The organism is Microbacterium sp. (genome assembly GCF_036566905.1).
Lineage (GTDB): Bacteria > Actinomycetota > Actinomycetes > Actinomycetales > Microbacteriaceae > Microbacterium.
Genome location: NZ_DATCVK010000239.1, coordinates 20,817 through 36,072, shown reverse-complemented (window position 1 = coordinate 36,072; position 15,256 = coordinate 20,817). Strand labels below are relative to the sequence as shown.

Here is a 15,256-nt window from a genome sequence, read left to right as displayed (position 1 = left end):
CGAGTCGGCCGGTGCCGGGTCGGCCGGGGCCGGCTGGAGCAGCCGGATCAGCAGCCGGAGCACGGTGGCGCCCACGGCACCTGCCACGAGCGCGGGCAGCCAGGCGAGGGGTTCGGCGCCGGGTCGCGTCGCCGCGACGATCGCGCCGGTGATGCCGAAGGCGGCGATCACGACGACGCCCCACGGCGGACGGCGGGCCTGGAGCCAACCGGCGAGCGCGGCGAGGATCAGCATCGCGAGGGCGATGCCGACGACGAGGGCGATCTTGTCGGCCGTGCCGAACAGGGCGATCGCGGTGTCTTTCGCCCACGGCGGTGCGACGTCGATGAGCGCGGCGCCGATCGCCGCCACCGGGCTGGACGCGGGGCTGACGACCATGGCCACCAACTCGCCGAGCCCCGCCGCGAGCAGCACGGCGGCCACGCCTGCGGTCCACGTCAGCGGGGCCGGGGCGCGTCCGGCCGATCGGATCGCAGCCATGGTGCCAGCGTATGGTTCGCGGGCGTCCACGGGGCGGTGTCGCGGATTACGGGGTTCTTACGGCGCATCTTCCACGGCGTGGTGAGGCAGGACGTGAGCGGGCCGGGCACCGGTTCCGCGGGTGTCCTCCGGTCGCGGGCGATCGCGCTCACGGTGCCGCCGGCATCCGTCGAAACACCGCGGCAACACGGCCCGCATTAGGCTGTCCGGATGGGTGATCTGTTCGACGGCTACGGCTCCACGCTCGCGCCGCGCAAGACGCCCTCGGGGGTTCCCGCGTTCGACGAGATGTTCGGAAACCCGGCTCACCCGGGTGCGCCGGCCGAGTCGCGCGAGGCCTATCGAGAGCTGTACCAGGCGCTCGCGCAGATGACTCAGGAGGAGCTGCGCGGGCGCACCGATTCCCTCGCGAGCTCGTATCTCGCGCAGGGTGTGACGTTCGACTTCGCGGGGGAGGAGCGTCCCTTCCCGCTGGATGCCGTGCCCCGCGTGATCACGTTCGACGAGTGGTCGCGCATCGAGGCAGGCGTGAAGCAGCGCGTGCGCGCGCTCGAGGCGTTCCTCGACGACGCCTACGGACACCAGTACTGCGTGCGCGACGAGGTGCTTCCCGCCGGACTGATCGCGAGCTCGCAGTACTTCTACCGCCAGGCCGCAGGCATCCATTCCGCCAACGGCGTGCGCATCCAGGTGTCGGGCATCGACCTCATCCGCGACGAGCACGGCGAGATGCGCGTGCTCGAAGACAACGTGCGCGTGCCGTCGGGCGTCAGCTACGTCATATCGAACCGGCGCGTCATGGCCCAGACCCTCCCCGAGCTCTTCGTCTCGATGCGGGTGCGCCCCGTCGGCGACTACCCGAACAAGCTGCTCGCGGCGCTGCGCGCCTCCGCGCCGGCCGGCATCGAGGACCCCAACGTCGTCGTGCTCACGCCCGGCGTCTACAACTCCGCCTACTTCGAGCACACGCTGCTCGCGCGACTCATGGGCGTCGAGCTCGTCGAGGGCCGCGACCTGCTGTGCATCGGCGGCAAGGTGTTCATGCGGACCACCCGCGGCCCCAAGCGCGTGGACGTGATCTACCGTCGCGTCGACGATGAGTTCCTCGATCCGCTGCAGTTCCGCGCCGACTCGATGCTCGGTGCGCCCGGCCTCATGCTCGCCGCGCGGCTCGGCAACGTCACCATCGCGAACGCGGTGGGCAACGGCGTCGCCGACGACAAGCTGCTGTACACGTACGTGCCCGAGCTCATCCGCTACTACCTGGCGGAGGAGCCGATCCTCAAGAACGTCGACACGTGGCGGCTCGAAGACCCGAACGCCCTCGAAGAGGTGCTCGACAGGCTCGATGAGCTCGTCGTGAAGCCAGTCGACGGCTCGGGCGGCAAGGGCCTGGTCGTCGGACCGGATGCCTCGCCCGCCGAGCTCGAGAAGCTCCGCCAGCGTCTGCTCGCCGACCCGCGCGGCTGGATCGCGCAGCCCGTGGTCATGCTGTCGACGATCCCGACGCTCGTGGAGGACGGCATGCGCCCGCGCCACGCGGACCTCCGGCCGTTCGCGGTCAACGACGGCGAGGACGTCTGGGTGCTCCCGGGCGGCCTCACCCGCGTCGCGCTTCCGGAGGGCCAGCTCGTGGTCAACTCCAGCCAGGGCGGCGGCTCGAAGGACACCTGGATCGTCGGCGGCTCCGCACCCGCGGGCGGCGAGTACGGCCCCGGCAAGGTGCCGGAGCTCGTCGCCGATCAGGCGGCCGTCACTGCCGCGATCCCGATCATCTACGACGCGCAGAGCGAGCCCGCCCACTCCCCGCGGGATCCGGTGCGCGGCAACCGCGAGCAGCAGGAGCAGCAGCAGCAGGCCCGCGACAACGCATCCGCCCACTGCCGCGATGTCCCGGTCTCCGCCCATCGTGTCCCGGAATCCGCCGCTCCGGCGGGCCCGATGCGGTCGAATACGGGACACACGTCGGGTGAGAACGAAGGGGGTGCGTCATGCTGAGTCGTATCGCCGAGAGCCTGTTCTGGATCGGGCGCTACATCGAGCGGTCCGACGGCACCGCGCGCATCCTCGACGTGCACCTCCAGCTGCTGCTCGAGGACCCGTGGATCGACGAAGACACCGCGTGCCGCTCCCTCCTCAGCGTCATGGGCTCTGTTCCGCCCGACGGCATCGACCTGGTGCGCCGCGAGGACGTGCTGGCACGCCTCGCGGTCGACCGCATGAACCCGTCGAGCATCGCCTACGCGCTGACCGCCGCCCGCGAGAACGCGCGCCGGGCGCGCGAGATCGTCTCGACGGAGCTGTGGGAGACGCTGAACACCACGAGTGCACGGATGCCGCGCCGCCTGCAGAACGACCGGGTGCACGAGTTCTTCCAGTGGGTGCGCGAGCGTGCGGCGCTGGCCATCGGCATCGTCGACTCCTCGACGAGCCGCGACGAGGCGTGGCAGTTCTTCACGCTCGGACGCAGCATCGAGCGCACCGACATGACCGCGCGCCTGCTGGCGACGCGGTCGCTCACCGAGGCATCCGGTCCGTCGTGGACGACGATCCTGCGCTCGTGCGGCGCCTACGAGGCATACCTGCGCACCTACCGCGGCATGCCGAGTGCCCGCAACGCCGCCGAGTTCCTGCTCCTGGATCGGCTCTTCCCGCGCTCGATCATCTACTCCATCCAGCGAGCCGAGGAGTGCATGAGCGCGATCGATCCGCGCGCCGATCGGGTCGGGCACTCCAACACCGTGCTGCGGGCCCTCGGGCAGATCCGCAACGACCTGGAGTACCGGCCGATCTCCGAGATCCTCGGCGAGCTGCCCACCCACATGGACCGCGTGCAGAAGGTCACGCGGGAGGCATCTGAAGCGATCCGCGGCCGGTTCTTCCCGACGCAGGCAGAGCCGAGCTGGATCGGAGAGATCTCATGAAACGCCTGCGCATCGAGCACCAGACCGGGTTCAGCTATCTGGGCGACGTGACCGCCTCGTACAACGAGGCGCGCATGCTGCCCGGCTCGACCGACAGCCAGTTCGTGCTGAACTCGTCGCTCGACATCGAGCCCTCGACATCCGTCAACCAGTACGTCGACTACTTCGGCACGCGGGTCGCGGCGTTCGACGTGCTGTCACCCCACTCGTCGCTGACGATCACCGCGCGCTCGCTGGTCGAGGTGCGTCCGCGCCCGCTCGAGCACGTCGACCTCACGTGGGACGAGCTCGCCCGCGAGTCGGCCCGCTCGATCGAGACGGTCGAGCAGTTGACGCAGACCGTGCGCACGCGGCCGCACGCCGAGGTGGCCCAGCTCGCGCGCGCCATCGCCGCGGAGCACGAGCACCCCGGCCGCGCCGCGCACGCGATCTCGGTCGCGGTGGGCGACGCCGTCGAGTACATGCACGGCATCACCGGCGTGCACTCGACCGCGAGCGAGGCGTGGGAGGCGCGCAAGGGCGTCTGCCAGGACATCGCGCACGTCACCCTCGGGGCGCTCCGCGAGGTCGGCATCCCGGCGCGCTACGTGTCGGGCTACCTCCACCCCCGGCCGTCGGCGGAGGTCGGCGTCGCGGTGACCGGCGAGTCCCATGCATGGATCGAGTGGTTCGCGGGGGAGTGGCAGGGCTTCGACCCGACGAACAACATCGAGATCGGCGACCGGCACGTGCTCGTCGGCCGTGGCCGCGACTACGGCGACGTGCCGCCGCTGCGCGGCGTCTATGCCGGCCCGTTCAAGAGCAACCTGCACGTCAAGGTGACGATCACGCGCGAGGCGTAGGCCAGGCTCCGTCGTCCCGACGCCGACTCGGCCGCGCCGTCAGGCCGGCGGGTTGTCGGGGTCGAGGGTCTCCAGCGTGTCCGCTTCGACGGGGTTGTCTGCCTCGAGCTGCTCCTCGGTGATCTCGTCCCCGCCGACCGGGCTCCCGTCGCCGCCACGCGGGCTCTCGTCGCCCGGGGTGCCGTTGCGAGGCGTCTCGTCTTCACTTCGCCGTTCGTCCATGTGCACACGCTAACGCTGGACGGATGCCGCGCGCCGGGGCCTTGACGTGCGCGGATGCCACGTGTCACCGTAGAGCGGTCTACAAATGTAGAGCGGTCTACGGATCGCTCCTCGACGGAGAGGAACGACGATGACGTTGTCCGAGAACGACCGACAGCCGCGCAGAACGGGCAGGCGTCGACGTGCGATCGCGGTGCTGCTGGGTGCCACGCTGGTCAGCACGGGGACGGTGATCGCGGTCGCCGCGCCCGCCGCCGCGGTGGACTGCAGCACCGTGGCGTGGATGGATGCCTCGAAGTCTGCGGACGAACGCGCTCAGGCGCTGCTCGACGCCAGCTCGCAGCATCAGAAGTATCGCTGGCTGGTCGAGCAGCCGGCGAACGACCCCACGCGCACGACGTGGAACCCCGGGTTCACCGGTGAGGCGCCGGTCGTGTACCCCGCACAGGTGGCCTGTACGCCGGTCGTCATCTACGCCAACGGACCCGACGGCGTCTATCAGTCGGCGGGGACGACCGCGTGGCCGGGGCCGATCGCGGTCGCGGCGACATGGAACCTCGAGCTCGGCGAGCAGAAGGCCAGTGCGCACGGCAGCGAGTCCTTCGACAAGCGCAGTGCGGTCGTCCTCGGACCGGGCATCGCCTCGGGCCGCACACCGCTGTCCGGCCGGGGCTCGGAGTACTTCGGCGAGGATCCGGTGCTCTCCGGTCTCATGGCGGCCGCGAACGTGCGCGGTCTGGAGGACGGGAACCCGGACAAGCCGGTGATCGCGAACCTGAAGCACTACGTGGCCAACGAGCAGGAGCTCGCCCGGCAGTCCAGCTCGTCGAACATGGACGAGCGCACGTTCAAGCAGATCTACGACCTGCCGTACGAGATCGCGGTGCGCAAGAGCGATCCGGGCAGCCTCATGTGCTCGTACAACCAGGTCAACGGCGCCTGGGCGTGCGAGAACGAGATCCTCACGACGAGCCTGCGCGAGGACTACCCGTTCGAGGGCTACGTGATGAGCGACTTCGGATCGGTGCACTCGACCGCTCCGTCGCTGAACGCCGGCCTCGATCAGGAACTGAACCGGCCGCGCTGGTTCACGCCGGCACGTCTGGACACCGCGCTCGCCGCCGGTGAGATCACGCAGGGGCGGATCGACGAAGCCGCCTTCCGCGTGGTGCGCTCCTACATCGCGGGGGGCCTGTTCGACCACCCGGTGCCCACGGCGCCGGTTGCGAACGTCTCCACGCCCGAGCACAAGGCGCTCGCGCGCGAGATCGCGGAGCAGAGCACGGTGCTGCTCAAGAACGACGGTGTGCTGCCTCTCGCCGAGGGGGATCTCACCGTCGCCGTCATCGGACAGACGGCGTCGAGCGTCCCCACCGGCGACGTCAGCGCTCAGACCGGCTGCGGCTGGGACTTCCCGTTCGGTCCGGGCGGGCCGGTCCTGAACTGCGCGGCGCTCGTCGACCCGCTCACCGCTCTCACCGAACGCGTGACGCAGGCGGGCGGGGAGGTCCTGTACGACAACGGGGCCGACGTGGCGCAGGCTGCGGCCGTGGCATCGGCCGCCGATGTCGCGATCGTGTTCGGCCACTACACGATGGGCGAGAGTCAGGACCTGCCCGACCTCCGGCTGGACGGCAACGGCGATCAGCTGATCGAGGCGGTCGCGGCATCCGCTCCCTCCACGGTGGCGGTGCTCAACGCGGGCTCCGCCGTCGAGATGCCGTGGATCGACGACGTCGACGCGGTGTTCCACGCGTGGCACTCGGGAGAGCAGTTCGGCCCGGCGCTCGCGGCGCTCGTGTACGGCGATGCGAACCCGTCGGGCAAGCTGCCGATGACGTTCCCCGTCTCGCTCGCCGACACGCCGACCGCCGGTTCCGAGGCGCAGTATCCGGGTGTGCTGGATGCATCGGGCATCCGGCAGGTCGACTACAGCGAGGGGCTGGAGGTCGGCTACCGCTGGTACGAGGCCGAAGGCATCGAGCCGCTGTTCGAGTTCGGTCACGGCCTGAGCTACACGGACTTCGCCTACGACAAGGTCACGGTGACGCCGAAGTCCACCACCGGCGACAAGGAGGTCCGGGTGCGGTTCAAGCTCACCAACACCGGCGATGTCGCCGGCACCGAGGTCGCACAGGTCTACCTCGAGCTGCCGGATGTCTCGGGTGAGCCCTCGAAGCGACTGATCGGCTGGGAGCGCGTGACGCTCGAGCCCGGGGAGCACCGCAACGTGCAGGTGACGCTGTCGGCCGAGGACCTCGCCGACATGCACCTGCTCGAGTACTGGGACACCGCGTCCTCGGCATGGACGACCGCGACCGGCACCTACACGGTGACGGTCGGCGGGTCGATCAGCGCCGACGCCGCGGCGTCCTTCTCGGTCAAGTAGCCCATGGCGCCGGATGGGGCGGTGACGGCACGTGCCGTCCCATCCGGCGTCGCTGCGCCGCCCGCCACTAGCCTCGTGTCATGAGTGTCCAGCGGCCGCGTGCGGCGACCATCGAAGACGTCGCGCAAGCGGCCGGCGTCTCACGTGCGGCGGTGTCAAAGGTGCTGCGCGACGCATACGGTGTGAGCGACGCCATGCGCGAGCGCGTGACGGCCGCGATGACGCAGCTGAACTACCGCCCGCGGATCGCGGCGCGTGCCATGCGCGGACGCACCTACACGCTGGGCATCGAGCTTCCGGATCTGGCCAACCACTTCTTCGCCCGCATCGCGCGCGGAGCGACCGGTGCTCTCGAGGGCACGCCGTACCAGCTCATCATCGCCCCCGCCGAAGCCGGCTCGCGGGAGGGCCTGCGCGCACTGGAGGCGCTCGTCGACCGCCAGGTCGACGGCGTCATCGCGGTGTCGCCCCGCGTGGACGAGGCGGGCCTGGAGCGCATCTCCACCTCCGTCCCGGTCGTCATGTTCGGGCGGCACGACACCTCCGACCGATACGACGTCGTCGCGGGCGACGACGCGTCAGGGACGAAGGCCGCGATGAGGCATCTGCTCGGGCTGGGGCATCAGCACATCGCCCATCTGACCCTTCAGGAGTCCGGTGCGCACGAGCCCTTCCCGCACGGCGTGCGGCTGCACGGGTACGAGGCGGCCATGGCGGCAGAGGGGCTCGGGGGAAACGCCGTGGTCTGGCGCACCGACGAGGGCGAGAGCCCCTCGTACGCCGTCGTGCGTCGCATGCTCGAAGCGGGCACCCCGGTGACCGCCGTCTTCGCCGCCCACGACGAGCTCGCGTTCGGTGCCATGCGCGCCGCCGCGGAGGTGGGTGTTCCGCTCGCCGTCGTCGGCTACGACGACGTGCCGATGGCGTCGCACCCCGCCCTGGGCCTCACGACGGTGCACCAGCCCGGTGAGGCGATGGGCGCGCGAGCGGTGCAGATGCTGCTCGAGCGCATCGCCGGACGCACGGAGGCTGCGCGTGAGATCTTCGACGTCGAACTGAAGGTGCGCACCTCGGCGGGCGCTCCGCCGGCCTGACGCCTTCGCGTCGGGTCCGGCGCGGTCAGGCGCCGTCCCGCCGGTCCCGGACGCCGTCACCCGGCGCCGTCAGACGCCCGTGACCACCGCGTTGTCGAGCTCGTCGACATCGACGCCGGGGCGTTCGGCCGCGTTCGTGAGCAGCACGTAGGCGACACCCGCGGTCGGATGCACCCAGAACTCGGTGCCCGCCCAGCCGGCGTGACCGAACACGTCGCGGTCGATGAGGCCGGGTGCGCGCGTGCGGAGGTTGAACGTGAAGCCCCAGTCCTGCCCGCGCTCGGCGGGATACGGCTCGAGCCGCGGGATGTCACCGGTGAGAGGGCGGTGCATCATCGCAAGCGTCGCCGGCTGCACGACGCCCCCGGTCTCGCCCTCGCCGATGCGCAGCAGGGCGGACCCGACGGCGAGGAGGTCGGCGGCCGCGCCGATCATGCCGGCGCCGGGATTGCGGTGGCTCGCGAACCCGCGCATGTCGAGCCCGAGGCGCTCGGCGTCGACCACGGTGTGCGGGTCGGCGGAGGGATCCAGCGTGAACCCGTCCGCGCCGAGTGCGGGAGCCCACGCCGCGATGTCGGCATCCCAGTCCTGACCGGTCGCGTGCCGCACCAGTTCGGCGATCCCCTGGAACGCCACGGTCGAATACCGCGAGGCGGTGCCCGCGGCGAAGTCGCGGCCCGGCGCGCGCAGCGCGGCGTGCAGGCCCTCGACGGGGTCGAGTGTCGGCTCCCGGATGCCGGACGTGTGGCTCACGAGGTGGCGCAGGCGCACCACGTCGTCACGCCCGCTCGTGAACTCGGGAACAGCGGCGGCGAGCGGCGTCTCGGTGGTGAGCAGCCCGCGCTCGATCGCGCGCGCAGCCGTCAGGCCCGTCAGCACCTTCGTGATCGAGAACAGCCAGTACGGATCATCGACCCGGGCGGGGCGGCCGTCGGTCGCCCCGAACGCGTCGAGCGCGACGACACCGTCGGTCGTCGCGACGCCGAGCACCGCCGTCGGCAGACGCCCCGCCTCGACGTGCCGTCGCGCCCAGTCGAACGCCGCGCCGTAGTCGCTCACGAGCGCGGCTCGTACCGCTCGGGAGACACGGATGCCGCGACCACGCGCCGCAGATCCTCCAGGGAGGCGTCGGGCCCGAACCAGCCGTGCGCGCGGGCCTGCACGAGGACGTTGCCGAGCGCGGTCGCCTCGACCGGTCCCGCGAGGACGGAAAGCCCCGAGCGGTCGGCGGTCGCCTGGCAGAGCAGCCGGTTGAGGGCCCCGCCGCCCACGATGTGGATGACATCGATGACGCGGCCGGTGAGTCTGCCGGCGGTGGTGACGGCGTCGGCGAACGCCTGCGCGATGCTCTCCACGATCGTCCGCGCGAACGCCTCGCGGGTCGCCGGCACCGTTGCGCCCGCCTCGTCGAGGACGGCGGCGATGCGGGCCGGCATGTCGCCCGGCGCCGACAGGCGCGGATCGTCGGCGTCGAACAGCGGGATGTCACCGGTGACGGCGGCCGCGGCATCCAGCAATGCCGGAAGATCGATCGTCGCGCCGTCTTCGGCCTCCCACGTGCGGACGGCCTCGCTCAGCAGCCACAGCCCGGTCACGTTGTGCAGGAACCGGACGCGCCCGTCGACGCCGCCCTCGTTCGTGAAGTTCGCCTCGCGCGCCGCGTCGCTCACGACGGGCTCGTGGAGTTCGACGCCGACCAGGCCCCACGTGCCGCACGAGATGTAGGCGGCGTCGGGGGTGCTCAGCGGCACCGCGACGACCGCGGAGGCCGTGTCGTGCGAGCCCACCGCGATGACCTCGAGCGGGGCGCCGATGCGCTCGCGGGCTTCGCCGTGGAGTGTGCCCAGCGTCGCACCCGGATCCACGAGGGGTGGGAGGACGGATGCCGGAATGCCGAGTCGTGCGGCGAGCTCGAGGTCCCACTCGCCGGTGCGGACGTCGACCAGGCCGGTCGTGGAGGCGTTGGTGCGCTCCGCGAACCGCGCGCCCGTCAAGAGGAACGCGACGAGGTCGGGGATGAGCAGCGCCACGTCGGCGTCGGCGAGGCGCGCCTCGACCGCGTACTGGTACAGCGTGTTGAACGGAAGGAACTGCAGGCCGTTGCGACGGTACAGCTCCTCGAACGGCGCCTCGCCGTGCACGGACTCGACGCCGCGCGCGGTGCGCTCGTCGCGGTAGTGGAACGGTTCGCCGAGCAGTTCGCCACCGTGGACGAGCCCGTAGTCCACGGCCCACGAGTCGATGCCGATGCTCGCGATGCCGGGCTCACGCCGCAGCGCCTCGGTGAGGCCTTCGACGATGTGGCGGTACAGCGCCGAGAAGTCCCAGTGCAGGCCGTCCGGCCCCGGCACGGGGCCGTTAGGGAACCGCGCGACCTGCTCGAGGCGCAGCACGCTGTCGCCGACGTAGCCGAGCATGACGCGCCCGCTGGTCGCACCGAGGTCGACTGCCGCGACGATGCCGCCGGTCACCGCGGGCTCCCGCATGTGCGACCGCTGCACTTCGCTGCGAGCGCGGCGTCGGCCGAAGCCGCGGTCGCAGGAAAGTGGCGCGTTCGCGCTCTTGCGCCGGCTGCGGCGGTCATCGCAGGAACGCGGCGGCGACGCCGGAGTCGACCGGGATGTGCAGGCCCGTCGTGCGGCTCAGCTCGGGGCCGGTGAGCACGAAGACCGCGTCGGCGACGTTCTCGGGCACGACCTCGCGCTTGAGGATCGTGCGGTTCGCGTAGAACTGGCCGAGGTCCTCTTCCTTCACGCCGTAGGTCGCGGCGCGGTTGGCGCCCCAGCCCGACGCGAAGATGCCCGAGCCGCGGACGACGCCGTCGGGGTTGATGCCGTTGACGCGCACACCGTGCTCGCCGAGCTCGACCGCGAGCAGGCGCACCTGGTGCGCCTGGTCGGCCTTGGTCGCCGAGTACGCGATGTTGTTCGGGCCGGCGAAGACCGAGTTCTTCGACGAGATGTAGATCACGTCGCCGCCGAGCTTCTGCTCGATGAGGATCTTGGCGGCGGCCTTCGAGACGAGGAACGAGCCCTTCGCCATCACGTCGTGCTGCAGGTCCCAGTCCTTCTCGGTGGTCTCCAGCAGGGGCTTCGACAGCGACAGCCCGGCGTTGTTGACGACGAGGTCGACGCCCCCGAACGCGAGCACGGCGGCGTCGAACGCGGCCTGGATCGCGTCGGCATCGGCCACGTTCGCGGCGACGCCGATGGCGACATCCGTGTTTCCGAGCTCTGCCGCAGCGGCCTGCGCCTTCTCGAGGTCGAGATCGGCGATCACGACGCAGGCGCCCTCGGCGGCGAGGCGGGTGGCGATGGCCTTGCCGATGCCGGATGCCGCGCCCGTGACGAGTGCGATCCGACCCTGGTGGGTCTTGGGCTTGGGCATGCGCTGCAGCTTCGCCTCTTCGAGCGCCCAGTACTCGATGCGGAACTTCTCGGCGTCGGAGATGGGGGAGTAGGTCGACAGCGCCTCGGCGCCGCGCATCACGTTGATGGCGTTGACGTAGAACTCGCCGGCCACGCGGGCGGTCTGCTTGTTCGCGCCGTACGAGAACATGCCCACGCCCGGGATCAGCACGATGAGCGGGTCGGCGCCGCGGATCGCGGGGCTTTCGGCGGTCGCGTGCGCGTCGTAGTACGCCTGGTAGTCGGCGCGGTACGCCTCGTGCAGCTCCGAGAGGCGTGCGATGGAGTCCTCGACGCTCGCGTCGGCCGGCAGGTCGAGGATGAGCGGCTTCACCTTGGTGCGCAGGAAGTGGTCGGGGCAGCTGGTGCCGAGTGCGGCGAGAGCCGGGGCCTTCTCGGACGCGAGGAAGTCCAGGACCTCGGGCACATCGGTGAAGTGGCCGACCATCGGCTTGTCCGTCGACGCGAGCCCGCGGATCGTCGGTGCGAGCGCGGCGGCCTTGGCCCGGCGCTCGGTCTCGGGCAGCGCCTCGAAGCCGGCGCGGACGCCGCCGAAGGGGTCGGCCTTGCCGTGCTCGGCGATGTACGCGGCGGCGGTCTCGATGATCCAGAGCGAGTTCTGCTCGGCCTCGTCGGAGGTGTCGCCCCACGCCGTGATGCCGTGGCCGCCGAGGATACAGCCGATCGCCTGCGGGTTCTTCGCCTTGATGTCGGCGATGTCCAGGCCCAGCTGGAAGCCGGGGCGGCGCCACGGCACCCACACCACCTTCTCGCCGAAGACCTTCGCGGTGAGCTCCTCGCCGTCGGCCGCGGTCGCGATGGCGATGCCCGAGTCGGGGTGCAGGTGGTCGACGTGCGCGGCGTCGACGAGGCCGTGCATGGCGGTGTCGATCGACGGCGCTGCGCCGCCCTTGCCGTGCAGGCAGTAGTCGAACGCGGCGACCATCTCGTCTTCGCGGTCGACGCCGGGGTAGACGTTCACGAGCGCGCGCATGCGGTCGAGGCGCAGCACCGCGAGCCCCGACTCCTTCAGCGTGCCGAGGTCGCCGCCCGAGCCCTTGACCCACAGCAGCTCGACGGGCTCGCCGGTGACCGGGTCGGTCTCGGTCCCCTTCGCCGACGTGTTGCCACCGGCGTAGTTCGTGTTCTTCGGGTCGGCGCCGAGGCGATTGGACCGGGTGATGAGGTCGGAGACGGCCGGGTTGGTCATGTCGGGATTCCTTCTGAGGTGGCTGGTGGGCTCAGGCGAGTGAGGCCGGAGCGGAGGCGGGTGCCGCCGTAAGGCGGGCACCGGCGACGGACAGGGAGGCGAGGCGGGTCGCGAAGCGGTCGAGGGTGACGGATGCCGCGGGCTCCTGCGGTCGGTTCAGATGACCGTGATCGGTGCCCGGCTCGGTGACGACCTCGATCGGGCGCCCGGCGGCGTGCAGTGACGCGGCGAACGCCTCACCCGACACGCGGAGCTCGTCGATGTCGCCGTTGACCATCAGCGTGGGCGGGAACTCCACGAGGTCGTCGGGGCGTGCGTTTCCTGGTATCGCCGCGAGGGGGGCGTCGTCGATCGGACCGCCCAGGAAGTTCTCGTACATCGCGCGGATCATCTCCGGGCGGAACCGGTCGGCCTCGGGCTGCGCGTCCAGCGCGGCGCGGAGGGCTCCGTCCGGCGCCGGCTGCACGGCCAGCAGCGTGGGGTAGGCGAGCAGCACGAGCGCAGGACGCGTGGTCGTCTGCTGCTCGATCAGTCGGAGCGTCGCCCCGGCGGCGAGGTTGCCGCCGGCGCTGGTGCCGCCGATCGCCAGGCGCTCGCGGTCGATGCGCAGGCGGCCGGCATTGGCGACGACCCACCCCCATGCCGTGAGCATGTCGTCGGATGCCGCGGGGTAGTGGTCGCCGCCGCCCGTCCGGCCGGCGGCATCCCACCCTTCCGGAACGGGGGCGAGGCGGTAGTCGACCGAGACGACCGTCGTGCCGCGGGCCGCGAGCTGCTCGGCGACCCAGTCGGACTCGGGCATGTCGAGGTCGCCGAACGCGAACGCACCGCCGTGCGCCCACACCAGGCCGGTGCCGTTGGGCTCGCGCGCAGGGTAGACGCGCACGAGGCCGTCGGCGGCGGAGTAGGGCTCGCTCATCTGGATCCTTCGGGTCCGGACCCGGCGGCTGTGCCGGGATCGAGGTGGTGCACCGGGGGTGCGGGGGGTTCCGCGTCCGCGGCCGGGGGTTTGGGGCGAAGCCCCATCCGGTACGGCATCCCGCACCCCCGGTGGGTCTGTGCGGGGCTTACGCGCCCCAGCCGGCCTGCGTGCCGCCGACGCGGTCCGCGGCGATCTGCTGCTGGTAGCCGGATGCCGCGTACGCGGCCATCGGGTCGGCCGCGAGTCCGCGCGACTCGCGCCACTCGGCGAGGGCGGGCCGGACGTCGGTGTAGAAGGCGTCCATGAACACGGCGTTGGCACCGAGCACGTCGTTCGCCTGCTGTGCCGCGGCCAGGGCGTCGCGGTCGACGAGGAGGGCGCGGGCGGTCATCTCCTGCACGTTCAGCACCGAGCGGATCTGGCCGGGGATCTTGTCCTCGACGTTGTGGCACTGGTCGAGCATGAACGCCACGTCGGGGTTGTTGAGCCCGCCGCCGCGCACCACCTCGAAGATGATGCGGAACAACTGGAACGGGTCGGCCGCGCCCACGATGAGGTCGTCGTCGGCGTAGAAGCGCGAGTTGAAGTCGAACGAGCCGAGCTTTCCGAGGCGCAGCAGCTGCATGACGATGAACTCGATGTTGGTGCCCGGCGCGTGGTGGCCGGTGTCGAGGCAGACCATCGCCTTGTCGCCGAGCGACGCGACCTGCGCGTACGAGGTGCCCCAGTCCGGAACGTCGGTGTGGTAGAACGCCGGCTCGAAGAACTTGTACTCGAGCACCAGCCGCTGCTCGTCCGAGAGGCGGTCGTAGATCTTCTGCAGTGAGTCCTGCAGGCGGTCCTGACGCGCACGGATGTCGGCCTGCCCTGGGTAGTTCGACCCCTCGGCGAGCCAGATCTTCAGATCGCGCGAGCCGGTGGCATCCATGATGTCGATGCACTCGAGATGGTGGTCGATCGCCTTGCTGCGGATGCGGTCGTCGTGGTGCGTGAGCGCCCCGAACTTGTAGTCCTCGTCCTGGAAGGTGTTCGAGTTGATGGTGCCGAGGCTCACGCCGAGGTCCTCGGCGTGGCGACGCAGGTCGGCGTAGTCGTCGACCTTGTCCCACGGGATGTGCAGGGCGACGCTCGGGGCGAGCTTCGTGTAGGCGTTCACCTGCGCGGCGTCCGCGATCTTCTCGTACGGGTCGCGCGGCGTGCCGGCTGTGGTGAAGACACGGAAGCGCGTGCCGGAGTTGCCGAACGCCCAGCTGGGCAGCTCGATGCCCTGGCCTTCGAGGGTGGACAGGGTGTCAGGTGACAGCGTCGTCATGATGCGGTGCCTTCTTCGTGGACGGGGTCGATGTGGACAGTGGGCTCGGTCGCCGCGCGCCGTGCGGCGGTGAGCTGATCGTGGAGGTTGAAGATCTCGGCAAGAGGCGCGGCCGCCTGGTCGGGCCGGCCGTCGAGCCCGACGAAGAAGCGGCCCATCTCGGCCTCCCAGCGCGCGGCGACCTCCGAGCCGGCGAGATAGGCCTGTGCGGCCGCGTCGTCATCGGTCTCGTAGTAGCCGATCAGCTGCCCGCCCTCACCGAGGAAGAGCGAGTAGTTGCGGCGGCCGGCCGCGGCGATCTCGGCGAGCATCTCCGGCCACACGGGAGTGTGCCGGGCGATGTACTCGTCCAGGAGCTCAGGACGGATCCGCAGCTGGAAGCAGACACGCGTCGTCGCGGTGGTGCTCGTCATGCGCGGTGCACTCCTCTACGGCTGGGGAAGGGACGGGTCCG

12 protein-coding genes and 1 pseudogene are annotated in these 15,256 nt (G+C 71.0%); 5 read left to right on the top strand and 8 right to left on the bottom strand.

What is annotated here, in order from left to right; genetic code table 11:
• Nucleotides 1–480, bottom strand: a pseudogene (locus VIP82_RS22100) (molybdopterin-dependent oxidoreductase); the annotation flags it as partial.
• Between the two features lie 210 nt (nucleotides 481–690).
• Here VIP82_RS22100 and VIP82_RS22095 point away from each other — a divergent pair.
• Genes VIP82_RS22095 through VIP82_RS22085 form a run of 3 tightly spaced genes read left to right on the top strand, consistent with a single transcriptional unit; the run spans nucleotide 691 to nucleotide 4,246 of the window.
• Nucleotides 691–2,478, top strand: a complete 1,788-nt coding sequence (locus VIP82_RS22095; protein ID WP_331912633.1) for a circularly permuted type 2 ATP-grasp protein — start codon at nucleotides 691–693, stop codon at nucleotides 2,476–2,478.
• Complete coding sequence (locus tag VIP82_RS22090; RefSeq protein WP_331912631.1) at nucleotides 2,472–3,404, top strand: alpha-E domain-containing protein; 933 nt, start codon at nucleotides 2,472–2,474, stop codon at nucleotides 3,402–3,404. The genes VIP82_RS22095 and VIP82_RS22090 overlap by 7 nt, the downstream gene beginning before the upstream one ends.
• Nucleotides 3,401–4,246 (top strand): transglutaminase family protein, encoded by an 846-nt coding sequence (locus VIP82_RS22085; RefSeq protein WP_331912629.1) that lies wholly within the window; start codon nucleotides 3,401–3,403, stop codon nucleotides 4,244–4,246. The genes VIP82_RS22090 and VIP82_RS22085 overlap by 4 nt, the downstream gene beginning before the upstream one ends.
• A 39-nt stretch (nucleotides 4,247–4,285) precedes the next feature.
• On the opposite strand, the gene VIP82_RS22080 is transcribed toward VIP82_RS22085, so the two are convergent.
• Nucleotides 4,286–4,468, bottom strand: a complete 183-nt coding sequence (locus tag VIP82_RS22080) for a hypothetical protein (RefSeq protein ID WP_331912627.1) — start codon at nucleotides 4,466–4,468, stop codon at nucleotides 4,286–4,288.
• Between the two features lie 130 nt (nucleotides 4,469–4,598).
• Between VIP82_RS22080 and VIP82_RS22075 the strand changes: the two genes are divergently transcribed.
• A complete protein-coding gene (locus VIP82_RS22075; RefSeq protein ID WP_331912625.1) occupies nucleotides 4,599–6,857 on the top strand; it encodes a beta-glucosidase family protein in 2,259 nt (752 codons plus the stop codon).
• Nucleotides 6,858–6,937: 80 nt separating this feature from the next.
• Complete coding sequence (locus VIP82_RS22070) at nucleotides 6,938–7,951, top strand: LacI family DNA-binding transcriptional regulator (protein WP_331912623.1); 1,014 nt, start codon at nucleotides 6,938–6,940, stop codon at nucleotides 7,949–7,951.
• 69 nt (nucleotides 7,952–8,020) lie between these two features.
• Here VIP82_RS22070 and VIP82_RS22065 read toward each other — a convergent pair whose 3' ends face one another.
• From VIP82_RS22065 to VIP82_RS22040, 6 genes are all read right to left on the bottom strand, one after another.
• Entirely contained in the window at nucleotides 8,021–9,010 is a 990-nt protein-coding gene (locus tag VIP82_RS22065; protein ID WP_331912621.1) for a serine hydrolase domain-containing protein, read from the bottom strand.
• On the bottom strand, nucleotides 9,007–10,437 hold the full coding sequence (locus VIP82_RS22060; RefSeq protein ID WP_331912619.1) for a rhamnulokinase: 1,431 nt from the start codon (nucleotides 10,435–10,437) through the stop codon (nucleotides 9,007–9,009). The genes VIP82_RS22065 and VIP82_RS22060 overlap by 4 nt, the downstream gene beginning before the upstream one ends.
• 94 nt (nucleotides 10,438–10,531) lie before the next feature.
• Nucleotides 10,532–12,568 carry a bifunctional aldolase/short-chain dehydrogenase gene (locus tag VIP82_RS22055; protein WP_331912617.1) on the bottom strand — a complete coding sequence of 679 codons (2,037 nt, stop codon included), beginning with the start codon at nucleotides 12,566–12,568 and terminating at the stop codon, nucleotides 10,532–10,534.
• A 31-nt stretch (nucleotides 12,569–12,599) separates the two neighbouring features.
• Nucleotides 12,600–13,487, bottom strand: a complete 888-nt coding sequence (locus VIP82_RS22050; protein ID WP_331912615.1) for an alpha/beta hydrolase fold domain-containing protein — start codon at nucleotides 13,485–13,487, stop codon at nucleotides 12,600–12,602.
• A 148-nt stretch (nucleotides 13,488–13,635) separates the two neighbouring features.
• A complete protein-coding gene (gene rhaI / locus VIP82_RS22045) occupies nucleotides 13,636–14,802 on the bottom strand; it encodes an L-rhamnose isomerase (protein ID WP_331912613.1) in 1,167 nt (388 codons plus the stop codon).
• Nucleotides 14,799–15,215 carry an L-rhamnose mutarotase gene (locus VIP82_RS22040; protein WP_331912611.1) on the bottom strand — a complete coding sequence of 139 codons (417 nt, stop codon included), beginning with the start codon at nucleotides 15,213–15,215 and terminating at the stop codon, nucleotides 14,799–14,801. Before VIP82_RS22040 ends, rhaI begins: the two co-directional genes overlap by 4 nt.
• Nucleotides 15,216–15,256: the final 41 nt, after the last annotated feature.